General features: G+C 58.4%; 15 protein-coding genes, 1 tRNA gene and 2 pseudogenes. 5 read left to right on the forward strand and 13 right to left on the reverse strand.

Translation table 11 applies throughout. The annotated features are described in order from the left end of the window. Nucleotides 1–322: 322 nt before the first annotated feature. Nucleotides 323–1,537 (forward strand): annotated as a pseudogene (locus CSZ94_RS24050) (methyl-accepting chemotaxis protein); the annotation flags it as partial. 6 nt (nucleotides 1,538–1,543) lie between these two features. Here the strand turns inward: CSZ94_RS24050 and CSZ94_RS24055 are convergent. Further along, complete coding sequence (locus CSZ94_RS24055; protein WP_219726045.1) at nucleotides 1,544–2,056, reverse strand: thioredoxin family protein; 513 nt, start codon at nucleotides 2,054–2,056, stop codon at nucleotides 1,544–1,546. Between the two features lie 258 nt (nucleotides 2,057–2,314). On the opposite strand from CSZ94_RS24055, the gene CSZ94_RS24060 reads away from it, so the two are divergent. The 3 genes from CSZ94_RS24060 (at nucleotide 2,315) to CSZ94_RS24070 (ending at nucleotide 6,523) form a co-directional block, all read left to right on the forward strand. Next, complete coding sequence (locus CSZ94_RS24060) at nucleotides 2,315–3,481, forward strand: HPP family protein (protein ID WP_102123837.1); 1,167 nt, start codon at nucleotides 2,315–2,317, stop codon at nucleotides 3,479–3,481. After that, a complete protein-coding gene (locus CSZ94_RS24065) occupies nucleotides 3,478–4,575 on the forward strand; it encodes a M48 family metallopeptidase (protein ID WP_102123838.1) in 1,098 nt (365 codons plus the stop codon). Before CSZ94_RS24060 ends, CSZ94_RS24065 begins: the two co-directional genes overlap by 4 nt. Nucleotides 4,576–4,711: 136 nt before the next feature. Beyond that, complete coding sequence (locus CSZ94_RS24070; protein WP_102123839.1) at nucleotides 4,712–6,523, forward strand: DUF885 domain-containing protein; 1,812 nt, start codon at nucleotides 4,712–4,714, stop codon at nucleotides 6,521–6,523. 70 nt (nucleotides 6,524–6,593) lie between these two features. On the opposite strand, the gene CSZ94_RS24075 is transcribed toward CSZ94_RS24070, so the two are convergent. Further along, on the reverse strand, nucleotides 6,594–7,433 hold the full coding sequence (locus CSZ94_RS24075; protein WP_102123840.1) for an HDOD domain-containing protein: 840 nt from the start codon (nucleotides 7,431–7,433) through the stop codon (nucleotides 6,594–6,596). Nucleotides 7,434–7,509: 76 nt separating this feature from the next. Next, a complete protein-coding gene (locus CSZ94_RS24080) occupies nucleotides 7,510–8,061 on the reverse strand; it encodes an ArsR family transcriptional regulator (RefSeq protein WP_258001170.1) in 552 nt (183 codons plus the stop codon). Here CSZ94_RS24080 and CSZ94_RS28155 point away from each other — a divergent pair, their 5' ends adjacent. Next, nucleotides 8,062–8,394 carry a hypothetical protein gene (locus CSZ94_RS28155; RefSeq protein WP_180977605.1) on the forward strand — a complete coding sequence of 111 codons (333 nt, stop codon included), beginning with the start codon at nucleotides 8,062–8,064 and terminating at the stop codon, nucleotides 8,392–8,394. Between the two features lie 9 nt (nucleotides 8,395–8,403). Here the strand turns inward: CSZ94_RS28155 and rpoC are convergent, their stop codons facing one another. From rpoC to CSZ94_RS24130, 10 genes and pseudogenes are all read right to left on the reverse strand, one after another. Next, nucleotides 8,404–12,645: a DNA-directed RNA polymerase subunit beta' gene (rpoC, locus tag CSZ94_RS24085; RefSeq protein WP_102123842.1), complete on the reverse strand. Its 4,242-nt coding sequence runs from the start codon at nucleotides 12,643–12,645 to the stop codon at nucleotides 8,404–8,406. Nucleotides 12,646–12,754: 109 nt separating this feature from the next. Then, nucleotides 12,755–16,861, reverse strand: a complete 4,107-nt coding sequence (gene rpoB, locus CSZ94_RS24090) for a DNA-directed RNA polymerase subunit beta (protein ID WP_102123843.1) — start codon at nucleotides 16,859–16,861, stop codon at nucleotides 12,755–12,757. 244 nt (nucleotides 16,862–17,105) lie between these two features. Further along, nucleotides 17,106–17,477, reverse strand: coding sequence for a 50S ribosomal protein L7/L12 (rplL, locus tag CSZ94_RS24095; protein WP_010394320.1), 372 nt, complete (start codon nucleotides 17,475–17,477; stop codon nucleotides 17,106–17,108). Nucleotides 17,478–17,544: 67 nt separating this feature from the next. Next, the gene (rplJ, locus tag CSZ94_RS24100; protein WP_034753621.1) at nucleotides 17,545–18,084 is read right to left on the reverse strand and encodes a 50S ribosomal protein L10; all 540 of its coding nucleotides are present in this window, start codon (nucleotides 18,082–18,084) and stop codon (nucleotides 17,545–17,547) included. A 319-nt stretch (nucleotides 18,085–18,403) separates the two neighbouring features. After that, nucleotides 18,404–19,099, reverse strand: a complete 696-nt coding sequence (gene rplA / locus CSZ94_RS24105; protein ID WP_102123844.1) for a 50S ribosomal protein L1 — start codon at nucleotides 19,097–19,099, stop codon at nucleotides 18,404–18,406. Continuing rightward, nucleotides 19,099–19,533 carry a 50S ribosomal protein L11 gene (rplK, locus tag CSZ94_RS24110; protein ID WP_034753131.1) on the reverse strand — a complete coding sequence of 145 codons (435 nt, stop codon included), beginning with the start codon at nucleotides 19,531–19,533 and terminating at the stop codon, nucleotides 19,099–19,101. Before rplK ends, rplA begins: the two co-directional genes overlap by 1 nt. Before the next feature lie 114 nt (nucleotides 19,534–19,647). Next, nucleotides 19,648–20,274, reverse strand: coding sequence for a transcription termination/antitermination protein NusG (nusG, locus tag CSZ94_RS24115; RefSeq protein ID WP_102123845.1), 627 nt, complete (start codon nucleotides 20,272–20,274; stop codon nucleotides 19,648–19,650). Then, on the reverse strand, nucleotides 20,274–20,657 hold the full coding sequence (secE, locus tag CSZ94_RS24120; RefSeq protein WP_102123847.1) for a preprotein translocase subunit SecE: 384 nt from the start codon (nucleotides 20,655–20,657) through the stop codon (nucleotides 20,274–20,276). The genes nusG and secE overlap by 1 nt, the downstream gene beginning before the upstream one ends. 32 nt (nucleotides 20,658–20,689) lie before the next feature. Further along, nucleotides 20,690–20,765, reverse strand: a tRNA-Trp gene (locus tag CSZ94_RS24125). A 66-nt stretch (nucleotides 20,766–20,831) separates the two neighbouring features. Next, nucleotides 20,832–21,028, reverse strand: a pseudogene (locus CSZ94_RS24130) (elongation factor Tu); the annotation flags it as partial.

The raw sequence follows: 21,028 nt of genomic DNA on the forward strand, positions 1-21,028 counted from the left end.
ACAAACCAAGTTCACTTTCGCCGCTTACAACCTGACGCGCATGGCGACGATCTTTGGCTGGCGTTTATCGGCGGTGGTTGGATAACTCCGTCCATAGAGTACGGAAAGCACTAAAAAATGTCAAAAAACGGCCTGAAAAGTGGCTGAAAACTGCTTTTTAGGCAAAATGCGGCTTCCAGCCCGAAAAATTCGCATGTCTGGCGACAAAATCCGAAGGACTGGGGTCTTTTTTCAACACCCTGTTAGCGATACCCTGAGCAAGAGCCTGCTGACGGGCAAAAAATACGCGTACGCCATCTACGATGCGCCTGCGGGACGCCAGTTCGTCGCCGCCTCCTTCGTGCCGGAACTCAACCTGTATGTGATGGCTGAAGTGCCGGAAACGGAAGTGCTGGGCAATGTCACGCGTTCGGCCTTGATCGCCGCCTTGATCGCCGGCCTGGTCGGTGGCGGCATCGCCCTGAGCATCATTTATGTCATCAGCCGCGCCATCGCCGCCCCCGTCGCACGCGCGGCGGACATGCTCAGCGAGATTGCCAGCGGGAACGGCGACCTGAGCCGCCGCATGTCCGTCGAATCAGAAGACGAGGTCGGTGCGCTGGCCGCCGCCTTCAACCGCTTCATCGCATCGCTGAACGTGACGATACGCGAAGTTCGCGATAGTACCGGGGCCATTGCCAGCGCATCGAGCCAGATCGCCTCGGGCAACCTGGACCTGTCGGCCCGCACGGAAACCCAGGCATCGAGCCTGGAAGAGACGGCGGCGGCCATGGAAGAACTGACGTCGACCGTGAAACAGAACGCGGATAACGCGCGTCAGGCCAATCAGTTGGTGGTGTCGGCCTCGATCCACGCCGTCAAGGGTGGCGAAGTCGTCGGACAAGTGGTGCAGACGATGGGCGCGATTACAGAAAGTTCACGCAAGATCGCGGATATTATCGGCGTGATCGACGGCATTGCCTTTCAAACCAATATTCTCGCCCTGAACGCGGCGGTCGAGGCGGCACGAGCGGGCGAACAGGGACGCGGCTTCGCCGTGGTGGCAACCGAGGTGCGCAACCTGGCGCAACGCTCCGCGGCGGCGGCCAAGGAAATCAAGGACTTGATCGTCGACTCGGGCAGCAAGGTGGAAGCGGGCAGCAAGCTGGTCGACTCCGCCGGCGCCACCATGCAAGACATCGTCGTGTCGGTCCAGAGGGTCGCCGACCTGATGGGAGAGATCGCTTCAGCCAGCCAGGAGCAAAGCCAGGGCATCGCGCAAGTCAATGCCACCGTCACGCAGATGGATGACGCGACCCAGCAAAATGCGGCCCTGGTGGAAGAAGCGGCGGCGGCAGCCCAGTCCTTGCAGGATCAGGCTGGCAGGCTGGCGCAGGTGGTCAGCGTCTTCAAGCTGGAAGAAACCGGGCCTGCAGCACCGCAGCAACCGGCCCGCAAGCCCGCGCTGGCCAAGCCGTCCCGTCCGGCGCTGACCAAAGCAGCGATCCCCGCCGCGCGCCCGAAAGCGCCGGCCAGCGATGCGTGGGAAGAGTTTTAAAGGCGATTAAAGCGCCGGCGCTTTCACGCTCGCCGCTTGCTTGAAGAAATCATAAATGCCGCTCTCGCTCATGCGGCGCGCGTTCGCCAGTTCGCCGCCCTTGGTGGCGTACAGCACCTGCTTGTTGTCGCTCGATACGAGCACGGCAGCCGGGATGCCTTTTTTGAGCGGATTGCCATAGGTTTGCGCCACGTCCAGGTTATGGTCGAAGTTACCCACGTCGACCTTGACGACCTTGAACTGCTGTTGCATCAACTCGGCGTTCTTGCCTTCCTTCAAGGCCTTGTCGAGCGCGCGGCAATCCTCGCACCAGTTGGCGCCAAAGATCAGCAAGACAGGCACGTGCGCCGCCTTGGCCTCGGCCAGCGCGCGGGCCACGTCGGCCTTGGCGTCGGCCGCCGCGTTGTAGGGCAAGTGCGGCGTGGCGACAGGGTTGCCCGGTGTCGGGGCGGCGGAAATGGCGGTGCCGGCAAGCAGCAGGCTGGCAAGGAAAACGGAAACGCAAAGGGAAACGCGCATGCAAGGCTCCTGAGAGAAATCGTGAGGCCGGCTGAACTGCTGCCAGCGGGCGTGATTGTCTAGAATATGCCTGCTTGTGGGAAATATCCACCATTTAATTGCACTGTGCTTATGCGGAAAACGTATAAGCACGTATCACCGCCAGCATGGAGACGCCGCTTGCACATGCCAGATAGCATGCCCGCAGGCAGCGAAATGGAACGCATGGGATAATATCGGGCTACCACTGAGCAACGCGACCCGAACGCGCCCTCCCCCATGACGACTTCTTTCCTGGCACGCTGGCTGCCGCAACCAAACAACGGCAGCCGCCGCGAACAATTGCGCGCCTGCGCGGGTGCCATCTGCGGTTTGCTGCTGACTGGTCTCATCTGCCACTTCCTGCTGGCCCCCGATAGCGCCAGCGTTTACCTGATCGCGCCCATGGGCGCCTCTGCCGTGCTGCTGTTCTGCCTGCCTGCCAGCCCGCTGGCGCAACCGTGGTCGGTGGTGGGCGGCAATGTGGTCTGCGGCCTGGTCGGCATGACTTGCGTGAAATGGCTGGGATCTGGCGTGGGCGTGGCGGCGCTGGCCGCCTGCCTGGCCATCGGCGCCATGTTTGCCCTGCGCTGTCTGCATCCGCCGGGCGGCGCCGTGGCGCTCACCACCGTCGTCGGCGGCGCCAGCGTGCATGCGGCCGGTTTTGAATTCGTCTTCATCACCGTGCTGTTCAATTCAGCCGTACTGGTCGCCTGCGCCGTGCTGTACAACAACCTGACGGGCCGCCGCTACCCGCACGCCCAGCAACTGCTCGCACCGCATCCGCACGCCACGAAGGATGACATTCCCAGCACCCGCCTGGGATTTTCGCCGGATGACCTCGATGCCGTCTTGCGCCAGCACAGCGAAGTGCTCGACATCAGCCGCGACGATTTGCAGGCAATCTTCCTGCAAACGGAAATGCGCGCCTACCAGCGCCGCTTCGGCGTCGTCACCTGCGCCGACATCATGTCGAAGGACGTGCTCAGCGTGGAGTTCGGCACGCCGCTCGACATTGCCTGGCGCACCATGCGCGAGCATCAGGTGGGCGCCCTGCCCGTGCTGAACCGGGCACGCCGGGTCATCGGCATCATCACGCAGACGGATTTCCTGCGCCATGGCGGCCTCGACGATTATCAGGGTGTGCGCCAGCGTCTGCGCGGCTTGCTGCAGCGCAGCGGCCTCACCCACAGCGACAAGCCCGAAGTGGTGGGCCAGTTGATGACGACGTCGCCGCACGCGGCCCGCCTGGGCACGCCCATCATCGATCTCGTGCCCCTGATGGCCGACGCCGGCTATCACCATATTCCCATCCTCGACGATGAAGAGCGCCTGGCCGGCATCATCAGCCAGTCCGACTTGATGGCGGCCCTGTACGAGAGCCGCTTTGCCGAGGCGGCCGCATGACGCCATTCCAGGCACTGCTGACCGGCCCCGAGGGCGGCGCCACCGGCGCGGCCGTCAGCGCGCATTTTTTCGGCAGCCAACTGGCCATCGATGCGCCCGGCTCCACCGTCGATGTGGCGCAACTGGTCGTCAGCGTGGGCGGTATCGATGGGCCGGAATTGTTCCTGAACTGGCTCGACGGACAAGGCCGGCAAGCGTCGCTCAAGCCGTTGAGCGCTGGCGACATCAGCACCGTCTTGCGCGAAGCGCCGGCCGCACTGCAGCCGCAACTGCAACGCCTGTGGGGTGAACGCCAGCGCAACCGGCGGCAAGTGTCGGGCTGGCTGGCCGGTTTGACGGGCGCGGCCGTCGTCGCCTCTGCCCTGCTGTGGTGGCAAGGCGGCAACGCCATCGGTGCGCTGGCGGGGCTCATCCCCTTGTCGACGGAAAAACAGCTGGGCGAACTGGCCCTGTCGCAAGTGCGCGCGCAGGGCGGCATCCATGAAGGCGGCGCGGCGCAACAAACGGTGCAGGACATCGGCCGCACGTTGACGGCCGGTTCGCGCTACCAATACCGCTGGCTGGTCAAGCAGGACGACACCGTCAACGCGTTTGCCATGCCAGGCGGCATCATCGTCGTGCATACGGGCTTGCTGCGCCAGGCGGGCGACCCGGGCGAGCTGGCCGGCGTGCTGGCGCATGAAGTGCAGCATGTGGAACAACGCCATTCGCTGCGGCAAATGATCGGCAGCCTGGGCTGGGGCGCCTTGGTGGGCGTGAGCATCGGCGATATCAGCGCCGTGGCCGCCATGCTGGCGCACCAGGCCGGCACCCTGTATTTCAGCCGCGACATGGAAGAGGAAGCGGACCGGCTCGGTTTGCTGGCCCTGCAGCGCGCGTATATCCGTCCCGATGGCATGCTGCGCTTTTTCCAGACGCTCGATGACAAGGACAAGGCCAAGGTGCCGGACTGGATTTCATCGCACCCGCAAACGGCGGCGCGCGCGCAGCACATCCGCAGCCTGATCGCCGCCACGCCCTGCCCCGCCTGCATCCCATTAGCCAGCCAGCACTGGCAGGCGATGAAAGCCTTGCTCGCGCCGGCAGACAAATAGCAACATTTCTCCCGCACAATTTGTCCAAACGCACTGGGCAATGGCGTATGCTTACGCCCCGGCTGTTCCTTCGCGAGCGGCTACCCCGACCTCGCTACGCCTCCGTTCATTCCCCTCCTTACAAAGGACATCGCGCATGAAGCATCGTTTTGCCGCCGGCACCCTCGGCACCCTGGCCATCTCCCTGTTACTCGCCCACGCGCCGATGGCGCAAGCGGCCCAGCCCACTGCCAAAACCGTGGCCGTCAGCGCGCCGCAAGCCAAGCAGCGATTGCAGGTCGTGGCCGATCAGTACTACGATGCGCTGGCCCGTTTCGAGCCGATCAACGCCACCGAGAGCGGCGACAACCGTTTTGACGACCAGCTCGGTTCAGCCATCGTGCCCGCCGCGCGTGCAAAACAGTTCGCCCTGTACCGCCAGTACCAGAAGACCCTGCGCAGCATTGGCCGCGCGCAGCTGTCGCAACAGGACCAGATCAACTACGATATCCTCGACTATGAACTGGCCACGGCGCTGAGCTTCGAGCGCTTCCCCGAATACCTGCTGCCCTTGAACCAGATGGACAGCATGCCCGTCACCCTGGCCAATTATGCGGGCGGCGAGGCATCGCAGCCTTTGACCACGGTCAAGGAGTATGACGCTTACCTGAGCCGTATCGGCCAGTTGCCCGGCTGGATAGACCAGGCCATTGCCAACATGAAAGTCGGCATGCAAAAGGGCGTCGTGCTGCCGAAAGCGCTGACGGAATCAGCCCTGCCGCAATTCAAGAAACTCGTCAGCGCCACGCCGCAGGACAGCGTTTATTTCACGCCCATCAAAAATTTCCCTGCCAACTTTTCCGACGCAGACAAGGCGCGCCTGACGCAAACCTACACCGTCATCATCGAGGCCAAGCTGATGCCTGCGCTGCAGCGCCTGGCCACCTTCATGGAACGCGATTACCTGCCAGCCGGCCGCAGCAGCAGCGGCTGGAGCGCCCTGCCCGATGGCGCTGCCTGGTACCAGGCGCGCGTGGCCAGCAGCACCACCACGGATTTGAAACCAGAGCAGATCCACGCCATCGGTTTGAAGGAAGTGGCGCGCATCCAGGAACAATACGCCATCGTGGGTCCGAAGATGGGCTACAACGGTCCGGCCGCCGGTCTGCCGGTGTGGGTCTCGGAACAGGCGAAATACCGCCCCTTCAAGACGGAGCAGGAAGTGCTGGACGTCTACCGCAAGCTGAACGTACTGCTGGACAGCAAATTGCCTGCGCTGTTCACCCTGGTGCCGAAGGCGCCGCTGGACTTGCGCCTGGAACCTGAACTGAGCCGCGATACGGCCGCCGACCATTACACGGCGCCGGCCGCAGACGGATCGCGCCCGGGTGTGTTCTGGTCCGTCGTCACCGATCCGAAACTGTATGGCGACACGGGCATGACCACCTTGTTCCTGCACGAAGGCAAGCCTGGCCACCATTTCCACCTGGCGCTGGTGCAAGAGATGGACTTACCGAACTTCCGCCGTTTCGGCGGCAATAATGCCTACACGGAAGGCTGGGCTCTGTATGCGGAAACCTTGGGCAAGGAAATGGGTCTGTTCGAGGACCCGGCACAGTATTTCGGCCACTTGAACGACGAGATGCTGCGTGCCGTGCGCCTGGTGGTCGATACGGGCTTGCACACCAAGGGCTGGACGCGCGAGCAGACGATCAAGTACATGCGCGATACCCTCGGCTATGACGCCGTGGCGAAAAGCGAAACGGAACGCTACATGGCCTGGCCGGGCCAGGCGCTGGGCTACAAGATCGGCGCCTTGAAAATCATCGAACTGCGCCAGCGCGCGCAACACGCCTTGGGCGAGAAGTTCAGCCTGCCGAAGTTCCACGAAGTCGTCCTCAGCGACGGCACCCTGCCGTTGAAACTGCTGGAAGCCAAGGTTGACCGGTGGATCGCCCAGCAGAAATAAAATGTAGCGCCGGAGAGCAAAACGGCAGCCCCTGAACGGGCTGCCGTTTTTTTGCCTGCCGGCTGCGCGCTTACACCAGCAGCGCCGCACTCATCGAGCGCACTTCCTCGTTTGACTCGGCCAGGATGCTTTGCAAGGTTTCGTTATCGATAATAAAATCGATGACGGAATCGGAGGGCGTGAGCATTTCCACGTACGTCGCCTGCAAGGGCGACGGCACGGGTGATAGTTGCTTGGCCAACAATAAGGTGTCGAGCAGGGAGTCGGGCGGGATCGACAGCAAGCCATCGCGCAAGCCTTCGATGGCGACACTCACGGCCAGCGGGATCAGCAGCTTCTTCATGACTTCGCGGGAAATGATTTCTTCGGCGGACTCCATCCAGTGATCTGCATCGTCGTCGAGCAGCCCGGGGAATTCGTCGGCACGCGACAACAAGTAAAACCCCCCCACCTCATGCACGATGCCGGCGAACAGTGCCGTGTCGGCATCGACGTGCGTGACGCGGCGGGCCAGCACGTGCGCCAGCGCCGCCACGTGGGCCGTGTGCTCCCACAACTGGGTCGCCTTCTGGCGCAGGACGGGGTCGATGATCTTGCTGCCGAACTGGCGCACCACCATGGCCGCCACCAGCGCATACAGATTGCGGTAACCCATGCGCATGACGGCGGCGCGCACGCTGGTCACGGGCAGCGCATCGCCGCGGCTATACACGGCAGAGTTGGCCACCGCCACCGTGCGCGCCGCCAGCAAGGGTTCGGCCAATACCAGTTTGATCGCATGGTCGATATGGCAGTCCGGTTCGGCCAGAGCCAATTGCAATTGCAGTGCGGAATTAACACTCGTGGGAAACGTTAATTCTCCGCGCACTGCCTGGGAAACAATTAAACCGAAAGCCTGTAGTTTATTCATCATACGATCAATCCGCCTCAGATAATTTTCTAGCCAATAACTTCATACATCAGAGATTGAATGCCAGACCTGGCCTTTAGAAAACAGATGGCATGCCATTCGCTTGCAAGGAAGTATCTGGCAATGCCAGCGCATGCAATAGCGATTCATCACCGATGACAAACAATTTCGGCTGCTGTAATACCTGCAGCAGAAATGGCTGGCCTTCACGCAGACGCCGGCGATAATCGGCCAGCGTATATAAATTGGGATTGATTTTTCGCCTTAGGGTTTTCTCGGCGGGGGCCAATCCCGTCAACAGATCGCCATAATTGGCGTCTTCGCCCACCAGCAGCAAATCGATGGCGCTACCAGGCATGTCCTGGCCCTTCGCCGTGGCACCAGACACGAAGGCCAGGTGCAGCTGGGCACGCAAGGGCGCCAAGGTCGCGCTGAGCACGCCGACGATGCCGAAGGTTTTCTGCACCAGTCCGCTCAGCTCAGGATACACGAGGCTTTCCTTGTTGGGCCAGAAGCGCCGCACATTGCCGATCCGCTCCGAGGTGATCAGGCCGGAGTCATGCAGGCGCCGCAGTTCCCGCTGCGCCGAAGCACTACCCAATCCCGTCAAACGCATGATCTCGTTCAAATGAAAACCTTCATTTACGCGGACAAAGAGCAGTCCCAACAGTTTCTGCTGGGCGGGAGTAAACAGGGCTTGGGCAATCATGCGCCAAATCTTAGCATGAATAAACTGGAAACTGGCGTGACGATGGCAATACTGCGTGATGGCACCACAACGCGGTCATACGCCATCACCATCAGTTGGCCAGCAATCAGTCATCCTTATAAGCGTGCAGGATATACATGCCGGAATAAATGGGCCGCCGTAATCTGCCGCGTACCGCGCTATTTTGTGTGTATTGGCGAATCACGCAGGCATAAAAAAACGGCACCCGAAGGTGCCGTTCTTGTCAGCTGACAGCGTAGATTACGCTTCGTCGCCGTGGTGTTGCTGGGCTTCGATATCCTGCAGCGCTTCGGCAGCTTCGCCGGCCATCGAGGCCTTCTCGGCCAGCAGCAGTGCTTGACGCTCTTCCACTTCCCACGCTTCTTTTTCTTTGCGTGCGCGGTGGAAGGCCAGACCCGTACCGCCAGGTATCAGGCGGCCGACGATGACGTTCTCTTTCAGGCCGCGCAGACCATCGCGCTTGCCCATGATTGCCGCTTCGGTCAGCACGCGGGTAGTTTCCTGGAACGATGCGGCCGAGATGAACGAATCGGTCGACAACGAAGCCTTGGTAATACCCAGCAGAACGTTTTCGTAGGTCGCAGGAATTTTGTTTCCGGCTTCCATCAGGTCGTTCTGATCCAGCAGTTCCGAACGCTCAACCTGCTCGCCAACGATGTAGTTGGTGTCGCCAGCATTGACGATCTGTACGCGGCGCAGCATCTGACGCACGATCACTTCGATGTGCTTGTCATTGATCTTCACGCCTTGCAGACGGTACACGTCTTGCACTTCGTCGACGATGTAACGTGCCAGCGCTTCGATACCCAGCAGGCGCAGGATGTCTTGCGGATCGGCCGGGCCGTCCACGATCATCTCGCCCTTGTTCACGACTTGGCCGTCATGCACCAGCACTTGCTTGTCCTTGGTGATCAAGAACTCATGCTTGTTGCCGTCCATGTCCGTGATTTCCAGACGCTGCTTGCCCTTGGTTTCTTTACCGAACGCAACCGTACCCGTGACTTCCGCCAGCATACCGGCATCTTTCGGCGAGCGCGCTTCGAACAGTTCCGCAACGCGTGGCAGACCACCGGTAATATCGCGCGTTTTTTGCGATTCGGTAGGAATACGTGCCAGCACTTCACCAACCGATACCTGTTGACCGTCTTTCACCATGATCAGCGCGCCGACCTGGAAGCCGATCGCCACCGAGTGTTCGGTGCCAGCGATCTTGACTTCTTCGTTCGCCTCGTTGATCAGCTTGACTTGCGGACGCAACGTTTTCGTCAACGAACCGCGACGTTTTGCATCGATCGCCACCAGGGTGGACAGACCGGTCACTTCGTCGACCTGACGGGCGACGGTGACGCCTTCTTCGACGTTCTCGAAACGCACTTGACCGGCGTATTCGGTAATGATCGGACGGGTCAGCGGATCCCACGTTGCCAGGGCCGTACCGGCCTTGATGACCATGCCGTCCTTGACGATCAGGGTCGCGCCGTACGGCACTTTATGACGCTCACGCTCACGGCCATGGTCGTCGGTGATCAGCACTTCGCCGGAACGGGAAATGACGATTTGCGCGCCCTTGCCGTTCGTCACGTAACGCATGGTTGCCGTGAAGCGGATGGTACCGTTCGACTTGGCTTCCACCGACGATGCCACTGCTGCACGCGATGCCGCACCACCAATGTGGAACGTACGCATGGTCAGCTGGGTACCCGGCTCACCAATCGACTGCGCTGCCACCACACCGACGGCTTCGCCGGCGTTGACCAGCATGCCGCGGCCCAGGTCGCGGCCATAGCACTTGGCGCACAGGCCGAAGCGCGTGTCGCAAGTCAGTGGCGTACGCACCTTGACTTCATCGATGGACAGACGCTCGATCTCTTCGACCATGTCTTCGTCCAGCAACGAACCGGCTTCGTACAGCGTTTCCTGGGTTTCAGGATTGACGACATCGTGCACGGTAACACGACCGAGGATACGGTCGCGCAGCGCTTCGATGACTTCACCACCTTCGACCAGCGCCTTCATCAGCGCGCCGTTCATGGTGCCGCAATCGTCCTCGATCACCACCAAGTCTTGCGTCACGTCGACCAGACGACGCGTCAGGTAACCGGAGTTAGCCGTTTTCAGCGCCGTATCGGCCAGACCTTTACGGGCACCGTGGGTCGAAATGAAGTACTGCAAAACGTTCAGACCTTCGCGGAAGTTCGCGGTAATCGGCGTTTCGATAATCGAGCCATCCGGTTTGGCCATCAGACCACGCATACCGGCCAACTGACGAATCTGGGCTGCGGAACCGCGCGCGCCGGAGTCGGCCATCATGTAAATGGCGTTGAACGATTCTTGCGTCGACTTGGTGCCGTCGCGGCGGATCACGTCTTCGACTTTGAGCTGGTCCATCATGGCCTTGCCGACTTCATCCGAGGTTTTGCCCCAGATATCGACTACCTTGTTGTAACGCTCGCCGGCGGTCACGAGACCCGAGGCGTATTGCTGTTCGATCTGCTTGACTTCCGATTCGGCCGCCGCGATCAGGGTGACTTTTTGCGGCGGTACCAGCATGTCGTCGACGCAGATCGAGATACCGGCGCGTGTCGCCAGGCGGAAACCCGATTGCATCAGTTTGTCTGCGAACACCACGGTGGCGCGCAGGCCGCACTTGCGGAACGACGTGTTGATCAGCTTGGAAATTTCTTTCTTTTTCAGCGCGCGGTTCAGGACGGAGAACGGCAAGCCTTTAGGCAGAATTTCCGACAGGATCGCACGGCCGATCGTCGTTTCGTAGCGGGTAATCGTTTTCTCGAATTCGCCCGTTTCGGCGTTTTTCGGGTATTCGGTAATACGCACGGTAACGCGGGTCGTCAGTTCGACTTCCTTGTTGTCGTAGGCGCGGATCACTTCCGAGACGTCAGGGAACATCATCCCTTCGTTCTTCGCATTGATCGCTTCGCGGGTCGCGTAGTACAGACCCAGCACGATATCCTGCGACGGCACGATCGACGGTTCGCCGTTCGATGGGAACAGGATGTTGTTCGATGCCAGCATCAGGGTGCGTGCTTCCATCTGCGCTTCGATCGACAGAGGAACGTGGACCGCCATTTGGTCACCGTCAAAGTCGGCATTGAATGCCGCGCAGACGAGTGGGTGCAACTGGATGGCCTTGCCTTCAATCAGGACTGGCTCGAACGCCTGGATACCCAGACGGTGCAGCGTCGGTGCGCGGTTCAACATGATCGGATGTTCACGGATCACGTCTTCCAGGATGTCCCACACGACCGGCTCTTGAATCTCGACCAGCTTTTTCGCTGCCTTGATCGTGGTCGCCAGACCCATCAGTTCCAGTTTATTGAAAATGAATGGTTTGAACAGTTCCAGCGCCATCAGTTTCGGCAAGCCGCACTGATGCAGTTTCAATTGCGGGCCCACGACGATGACCGAACGACCGGAGTAATCGACGCGTTTGCCCAGCAAGTTTTGACGGAAACGGCCGCCCTTGCCCTTGATCATCTCGGCCAAGGACTTCAGCGGACGCTTGTTGGCACCGGTCATCGCTTTGCCGCGACGGCCATTGTCCAGTAGCGAATCGACTGCTTCTTGCAGCATGCGCTTTTCGTTGCGCGTGATGATCTCTGGAGCACGCAGCTCCATCAGGCGTTTCAGACGGTTGTTACGGTTGATGACGCGGCGATACAGATCGTTCAGATCCGAGGTCGCGAAACGGCCACCATCCAGCGGTACCAGCGGACGCAGTTCCGGCGGCAGCACTGGCAGCACTTCCATGATCATCCAGTCAGGCTTGATGCCCGAACGTTGGAACGCTTCCAGCACTTTCAGGCGCTTCGCGTATTTCTTGATCTTGGCTTCGGATTTCGATTCCTTCAGTTCCACGCGCAGGGTTTCGGCATCGCGGTGGATGTCGATCGAGCGCAGCAGTTCACGGATACCTTCGGCACCCATGAAGGCGGTGAAGTCGTCGCCGTACTCTTCGTACTTGGCGGCGTAATCGTCTTCCGACATGATCTGGCACTTCTTCAGCGGCGTCATGCCTGGATCGGTCACGACGTATGCTTCAAAGTACAGCACGCGTTCGATGTCCCGCAGGGTCATGTCCAGGACCATGCCCAGACGCGACGGCAGCGACTTCAGGAACCAGATGTGCGCGGTCGGCGAGGCCAGCTCGATGTGACCCATGCGCTCACGGCGCACCTTGGCCAGCGTGACTTCGACGCCGCACTTTTCGCAGATCACGCCACGGTGTTTCAGGCGCTTGTACTTGCCGCACAGGCATTCGTAATCCTTGATCGGGCCAAAAATCTTGGCGCAGAACAGGCCATCGCGCTCAGGCTTGAAGGTACGGTAGTTGATGGTTTCCGGCTTCTTGACTTCGCCGTAGGACCACGAACGGATTTTCTCAGGCGAAGCGAGACCGATCTTGATTGCATCGAAGGTCTCGTTGGTCTGTACTTGCTTGAATAGATCGAGCAGTGCTTTCATGTATCACTCCAGAGGTGATTAAATTTCTATATTCCTGAGACTACATTGCCCGGCATGGTTTCCCAGCCGGGCTTTGTGTTTCCCAAACCAAATGACAGGTGGCTGTCTTTTAGTTGCGTTCGAGGTCGATATCGATACCCAGCGAACGGATTTCCTTGACCAGTACGTTGAACGATTCCGGCATGCCGGCGTCGATCACGTGGTCGCCCTTGACCAGATTCTCGTACACTTTGGTACGACCATTCACGTCATCGGACTTGACGGTCAACATCTCTTGCAAGACATACGACGCGCCATACGCTTCCAGTGCCCAGACTTCCATCTCACCGAAACGCTGACCACCGAACTGGGCTTTACCACCCAGCGGCTGTTGCGTCACCAGCGAGTAAGGACCAGTCGAACGCGCATGCATCTTGTCATCCACCAAGTGATGCAGTTTCAGCATGTGCATGACGCCAACAGTGACCTTGCGCTCGAATGCTTCACCAGTGCGACCGTCATACATGGTCACCTGGTTTTTCGACGGGGTCATGCCCAGGCCCTTGGCGATGTCGTCCGGATACGCCAGGTCCAGCATGCGGCGGATCTCTTCTTCGTTCGCGCCGTCAAACACTGGCGTGGCGAATGGCACACCTTTTTTCAGATTCTCGGCCAGCTTCATGATTTCTTCATCATCAAACTTGTCCAGATCTTCCGCGCGGCCGTTGTCGTTATAGATCGTCGTCAGGTACTTGCGCATTTGCTCGACCTTGGTTTGCGCCTTCAGCATTTCGCCGATGCGGATACCCAGACCCTTGGCAGCCCAGCCCAAGTGAGTCTCGAGAATCTGACCAACGTTCATCCGCGAAGGAACGCCCAACGGGTTCAGCACAACGTCGGCTGGCGTGCCGTCGGCCATGTATGGCATGTCTTCCACAGGAACAATACGGGAAACCACACCCTTGTTACCGTGACGACCTGCCATCTTGTCGCCCGACTGCAGGCGGCGTTTCACGGCCAGGTACACCTTGACCATTTTTTGCACGCCTGGTTGCAGCTCATCGCCTTGCGTCAGTTTCTTGCGCTTCTCTTCGAAGGCCAGATCGAACTGGTGACGCTTCTCGTTGATCGATTCCTTGATCGCTTCCAGCGCTACCGCTGCATCGTCGTCCGCAGGGCGGATGTCGAACCAGTGGTATTTGTCCAGATCGGCCAGGTAATCCTTGGTGATCTTGGCGCCTTTGGCCAGCTTTTTAGGGCCGCCGTTGACAACTTTGCCGATCAGCATTTTTTCCAGACGCTGGAAAGCATCCCCTTCAACGATACGCATCTGGTCGTTCAAATCCAGACGGAAGCGTTTCAGTTCGTCATCGATAATTTGCTGGGCACGCTTGTCGCGCACGATGCCTTCGCGGGTGAAGACTTGCACGTCGATCACGGTACCGATCATGCCAGAAGGCACGCGCAGCGACGTATCTTTTACGTCCGAAGCTTTTTCGCCGAAAATCGCGCGCAGCAGCTTCTCTTCCGGGGTCAGCTGGGTTTCGCCTTTAGGCGTCACTTTACCGACCAGGGTGTCGCCGGCTTGTACTTCAGCGCCGATGTAGACGATACCGGACTCATCCAGACGTGCCAGCTGATTTTCAGCCAGGTTCGAGATATCGCGCGTAATTTCTTCCGCGCCCAGTTTCGTGTCACGCGCAACGACCGACAACTCTTCGATGTGAATCGAGGTGTAGCGGTCGTCCTTGACGACGTTTTCCGAGATCAGGATCGAATCTTCGAAGTTCAGACCATTCCATGGCATGAAAGCCACGGTCATGTTCTGGCCCAGCGCCAGTTCACCCAGGTCGGTCGATGCGCCATCGGCGATCACGTCGCGCTTGGCAACACGGTCGCCCACTTGCACGATAGGACGCTGGTTGATGTTGGTGTTCTGGTTCGAACGGGTGTACTTGATCAGGTTGTAGATGTCGACGCCCACTTCACCAGCGGTGGCTTCGTCATCGTTGACGCGAATCACGACACGGCCCGCATCGATGTAATCGACGATACCGCCACGCAAGGCTTGCACGGTGGTGCCCGAGTCGACCGCAACGGTGCGTTCGATACCGGTACCGACCAACGCTTTTTCCGGACGCAAGCAAGGCACAGCCTGGCGTTGCATGTTGGCGCCCATCAATGCACGGTTTGCATCATCGTGTTCGAGGAACGGAATCAGCGAGGCAGCGACGGAAACGATCTGGCCCGGCGCCACGTCCATGTACTGGATGCGTTCCGGGGAAACCAGGATGGTTTCGCCAGCTTCACGGGCCGATACCAGTTCATCGGACAACGTACCTTCGTCGCTGATGGTCGCATTCGCCTGGGCGATGATGTAGCGGCCTTCTTCGATGGCGGACAGGTAATCGATCTGGTCGGTGATCTTGGAGCCTTCGACCTTGCGGTACGGGGTTTCCAGGAAGCCGTATTCATTCAGGCGGGCATACAGAGCCAGCGAGTTGATCAGACCAATGTTCGGACCTTCCGGTGTCTCGATCGGGCAGACGCGGCCGTAGTGGGTCGGATGCACGTCGCGCACTTCAAAGCCGGCGCGTTCGCGTGTCAGACCGCCGGGTCCCAGAGCCGATACGCGGCGCTTGTGGGTAATTTCCGACAGAGGATTGGTTTGGTCCATGAACTGCGACAACTGGGACGAACCGAAGAACTCGCGAATCGCAGCCGAAATAGGCTTCGAGTTGATCAGGTCGTGCGGCATCAGATTGTCCGCTTCGGCTTGGCCGAGGCGTTCCTTGACGGCGCGCTCAACACGCACCAGGCCGGCGCGGAATTGATTCTCGGCCAGTTCGCCCACGCAACGTACGCGACGGTTACCCAGGTGATCGATATCGTCGACTTCGCCGCGACCATTGCGCAGTTCCACAAGGATCTTGATCACGGCCAGCACGTCTTCGTTCGACAAGGTCATGGCGCCGGTCAGTTCATCGCGGCCAATGCGGCGATTGAACTTCATGCGGCCCACGGCCGACAGGTCGTAACGGTCCGAGTTGTAGAACAGGCCATTGAACAGCGCTTCAACGGAATCTTCCGTTGGCGGTTCGCCTGGACGCATCATGCGGTAGATCGCCACTTTCGCAGCCATCTGGTCGGCGGTGTCGTCGATACGCAGGGTTTGCGAGATGTAGGCGCCTTGATCCAGGTCGTTGGTGTACAAGGTCTGGATTTCGGAAATGTTGGCATCGCGCAAGCGACCCAGCAAGTCTTCCGTCAGCTCATCGTTCGCAGAGGCGACGACTTCACCGGTGTCGCCATCGACGATGTTCTTCGCCAATACGCGGCCCAGCAGGTAGTCTTCCGGTACGGAAATGTGCTTGATGCCGGCAGCTTCGATATCACGCACGTGCTTGGCGTTGATACGCTTGTCTTTCAACACCAGGGTCTTGCCCGACTTGTCGACGATGTCAAAGCGCGCCACTTCGCCGCGCAGACGTTCGGCGACGAATTCCATTTCCGCGCCTTCGGAGCGCAGGTTGAAATTGTCGAAGACAAAGAAATTGGCCAGGATTTGCTCATGCGACATGCCGATGGCTTTGAGCAGGATCGTCACTGGCATCTTGCGGCGGCGGTCGACGCGGAAGAACAGGATGTCTTTCGGGTCGAACTCGAAGTCCAGCCACGAACCGCGGTAAGGAATGATACGCGCGGAGAACAGCAGTTTACCGGACGAGTGAGTCTTGCCGCGGTCGTGCTCGAAGAACACACCAGGCGAACGGTGCAGCTGGGAAACGATAACCCGCTCCGTACCGTTGATCACGAACGAACCGGTGGTCGTCATGAGCGGCAATTCGCCCATGTAGACTTCCTGTTCTTTCATTTCCTTGACGACAGGCTTGGTTGGCGATTCCTTGTCCAGGATCACCAGACGCACTTTCGCGCGCAGCGGCGACGCGAACGTCAGGCCACGTTGTTGACATTCTTTGACGTCAAAGGCAGGATCGCCCAGAACGTACGACAAGAATTCGAGACGCGCAAAACCATTGTGCGAAACGATAGGGAAAATCGAAGTGAAAGCCGACTGCAGGCCATCATTCTTGCGCCCGGACGGTACTATGTCCTCTTGCAAGAAGCTATGATAAGACTCGAGCTGGGTCGCCAGCAGGAACGGAACGTGGTGAACGTTGGCGCGCTTCGCGAATGATTTGCGAATGCGTTTCTTCTCAGTAAATGAGTAGTGCATGGACACTCCGTGAGTGACAGAAAGGATAGAAAATTCAGGTTTTGCAAGTGTTCGTTTGCACCGCTGCGTGTGACACAGACGAAACCTCAAGGCTCTGCTTTCCGGCTTGAATCGAATAAAAACTGCTGCTACAACTACATGACAAATACGATGCAGACGACAAAGGAGCCAAAGTCGGATTTCCCCCCTTGCGAGGGGAAACCTCAGACTTTGACTCGGGCGCTAACTGCCGCCGGTACAGATATTACTTGATCGAAGCGGTTGCGCCGGCTTCTACCAGTTTCTTCTGTGCTGCTTCAGCGTCAGCTTTCGACACTGCTTCTTTCACAGTTTTTGGTGCGCCATCGACCAGGTCTTTAGCTTCTTTCAAGCCCAGGCCGGTGATTTCGCGAACTGCTTTAATGACGCCAACTTTGTTTGCGCCGAAGCTGTCCAGGATGACATTGAATTCGGTTTGTTCTTCAGCAGCTGCTGCTGGGCCTGCTGCAGGACCGGCCGAAGCCATTGCTGCTGCGGACACGCCGAATTTTTCTTCGAATGCTTTAACCAGGTCGTTCAGGTCCATTACGGACATGGCGCTAACTGCTTCCAGGATATCGTCTTTGCTAATTGCCATTTTGAAACTCCTAAATTTATTACGTTAGTTACATCAGATTGGTACTGAGAGAAAAAAGCGCGCGCAATTAAGCGGCTGCTGGGGCTTCTTCTGCTGCTGCTTCTGCAGGAGCTTCGGCGCCTTCGCCTTTTTTCGCTGCCAGGGCAGCCAGACCACGTGCAAAGCCCGAAACCGGAGCCAGCATAACGCCCAACAACTGCGAAATGAGGACTTCACGGCTAGGAATGCTCGCCAACGCGGTGACAGCAGCTGTATCCAGCGGCTTGCCTGCGTAGTTACCTGCTTTGATGACCAGTTTGTCGTTGGTTTTAGCGAAGTCAGCGATGACTTTAGCTGCTGCAACGGCATCGGCCGAGATCGAGTAGATCAACGGGCCGGTCATGGCATCTGCCAGGCTGGCGAATGCGGTACCTTCAACGGAGCGACGAGCCAGAGTGTTTTTCAACACACGCAGGTACACGCCTTGGGCACGCGCTTTAGCACGCAGTTGCGTCAAGTGACCAACCTGGATGCCACGATATTCGGCCACGACGATCGTTTGCGCATTTGCTACTTGTGCGGAAACTTCGGCGACGACGGCCTTTTTGTCATTCAGATTGAGACTCACGGTCAACCTCCTTAAATGATGTTCGGCAATCACAACCGAGTGGTTGAGCGCCTTGCATCGGTTCGAACACGGCGTCCGAAGTCAAGAAGTACTAAACTGAGCGGATGGATTCACGCAGCATGAGGACTACAAAACTTGTTCGGGTACACCATCTGCGTTGGGCACTTGCCGTTGCCGGCAAGCCTATTAACCTTCTGCATGTGCGATCACAGTCGGCCCAACGGTCTTTGATTGTCTGCCTGCCTGGTGCGAACACCGGGCAGACAGCCCAAAGATGCGCCCGCAGCGCCCGAAGGCGCCACAGGACTTGATTCTTTACTTAAGCTGCCAGGCTAGCCTGATCAACACGGACGCCAGCGCCCATGGTCGACGACAGCGAAACTTTGCGCAGGTACACGCCTTTGCTCGATGCTGGCTTGGCTTTGTTCAGTGCGTCGATCAGTGCGACCAGATTCGATTTCAGATCTGCGTCAGCGAACGATTTACGGCCAATGGTAGCGTGGATGATACCGGATTTGTCGGTACGGTACTGAACTTGACCGGCTTTCGCGTTTTTCACGGCGGTAGCGACGTCAGGCGTAACAGTACCAACTTTCGGGTTAGGCATCAGGCCGCGTGGGCCCAGGATCTGACCCAGGGTACCAACGATACGCATGGTATCTGGCGAAGCGATAACGATATCGAAAGGCATGTTACCGGCTTTGATCGATTCAGCCAGGTCTTCCATACCAACGATGTCGGCGCCAGCTGCTTTAGCAGCTTCTGCTTTTTCGCCCGACGCGAATACTGCCACGCGCACGGTTTTGCCGGTACCAGCTGGCAGCACGACAGAGCCGCGCACCACTTGGTCGGATTTCTTAGGATCAACACCCAGTTGTACCGATACGTCGATCGATTCATTGAACTTGGCCGTTGCGCACTCTTTGATCAGAACGACAGCGTTGTCGAAAGCGTACACTTTGGTACGGTCAACTTTGGCTTTCAAAGCCTTGATACGTTTGGATAACTTAGCCATTATACAACACCTTCCACCGTGATACCAATCGAACGAGCGGAACCAGCGATGGTGCGTACAGCAGCATCCATGTCGGCAGCGGTCAGATCAGGGGTTTTCAATTTAGCGATTTCTTCAGCTTGTGCGCGGGTCAGCGTACCGACTTTGTCGGTATGTGGCTTCGGCGAACCTTTGGTGATCGCGGCAGCTTTTTTGATCAGGTAGGTTGCTGGAGGCGTCTTCATCACGAACGTGAAGGACTTGTCCGCAAACGCGGTGATCACGACTGGAATCGGCATGCCTGGCTCCAGACCTTGGGTCTGTGCATTGAAGGCTTTGCAGAATTCCATGATGTTCAGACCACGTTGACCCAGAGCTGGACCGATTGGTGGGGATGGGTTTGCTTTACCAGCTGGTACTTGCAGCTTGATAAAACCAATGATTTTCTTTGCCATGATGGCTCCTATCTTGGATTGAGTAGTAGCGCCCCGCCGATCCTACCCTGGCGGGGCTCCTCTGACCGGATTTCGCTGAGACTACCGCGGCGCCCCTGGTGGCGCTGATACAACTTAAACTTTTTCGACCTGACCGAATTCGAGTTCCACCGGAGTAGCGCGGCCGAAAATGGTAACCGAGACGCGCACTTTGGATTTCTCGTAATTGACTTCTTCGACATTGCCGTTGAAATCGGTGAACGGACCATCCTTGATGCGTACCTGCTCGCCCACCTCGTACAAGGTTTTTGGACGGGGTTTCTCGACACCCTCTTGCATCTGCTTCATGATGCCGTCGATTTCGCGCGCAGAGATCGGCGTCGGCTTGTTCGACTTGCCACCAATAAAGCCAGTAACCTTGCTGGTGTTCTTCACCAAGTGCCAGCTCTCGTCCGTCATTTCCATTTCCACCAGCACATAGCCAGGATAGAAACGACGTTCGGTGACGGACTTCACACCATTCTTGACTTCGACTACTTCTTCGATCGGCACCAGGATCTGGCCGAACTGGTCTTGCATGCCCGCACGCTCAATGCGCTCGGTCAGTGCGCGCATGACGCTTTTTTCCATGCCGGAATAAGCATGCACGACATACCAGCGCTTGCTGCTTACTGGCACGCTCAGCGCTGCACCAGTGTCCACTACCGGAGCGTCGCCCGAAACGGACTCGTCTGCCGCTTCATCATGCACATTTTCGCTCATTATTTTTTCCAACCCAGAATTACGTCATACAACAGAAACTCGAGCAATTTATCCGTGCCCCACAGGAAAACCGCCATGACCAGCACAAAGGCAAACACGATCGCAGTAATCTGCGTGGCTTCTTTGCGGGTAGGCCAAACGACTTTCTTGGTTTCGCGCACAGCTTCTTTGGCGAAATTGAGAAATTCACGGCCGGTCGTCGAGACATACAAGAACGCAACAGCAATAACCAAACCAGCCACAAGCGCGCTTGCACGCACCAGAGCTGGTTGGCCTGCCAGGTAATAAAACCCGACTACTCCTGCAATCGCAGCTACTATTGCCAGCGCGACTTTTATCTTGTCACTCGACGTGCTAACGGTTTGCACGGATTGATTTGACATTTTTCTACTTTCGGTGCCCTGCACCTTGACGGTGGCAGGGACGGAGGGCATCGAACCCCCAACCTTCGGTTTTGGAGACCGACGCTCTGCCAATTGAGCTACGTCCCTACGTAAAACTTTCGAGGAGTGCTATTCTACCACCCAGGACGCCCCGGGTGGTAGCATAACATTTCCTTATGCGAGGATTTTTGCAACCACGCCGGCGCCGACGGTACGACCGCCTTCACGGATAGCGAAGCGCAGGCCTTCTTCCATCGCGATCGGGTTGATCAGCTTGACGGTGATCGACACGTTATCGCCTGGCATGACCATTTCTTTGTCTGCTGGCAACTCGATCGAACCAGTCACGTCCGTCGTGCGGAAGTAGAACT

This window comes from Janthinobacterium sp. ROICE36, from assembly GCF_002869965.1.
Taxonomy (GTDB): Bacteria; Pseudomonadota; Gammaproteobacteria; order Burkholderiales; family Burkholderiaceae_D; genus Janthinobacterium.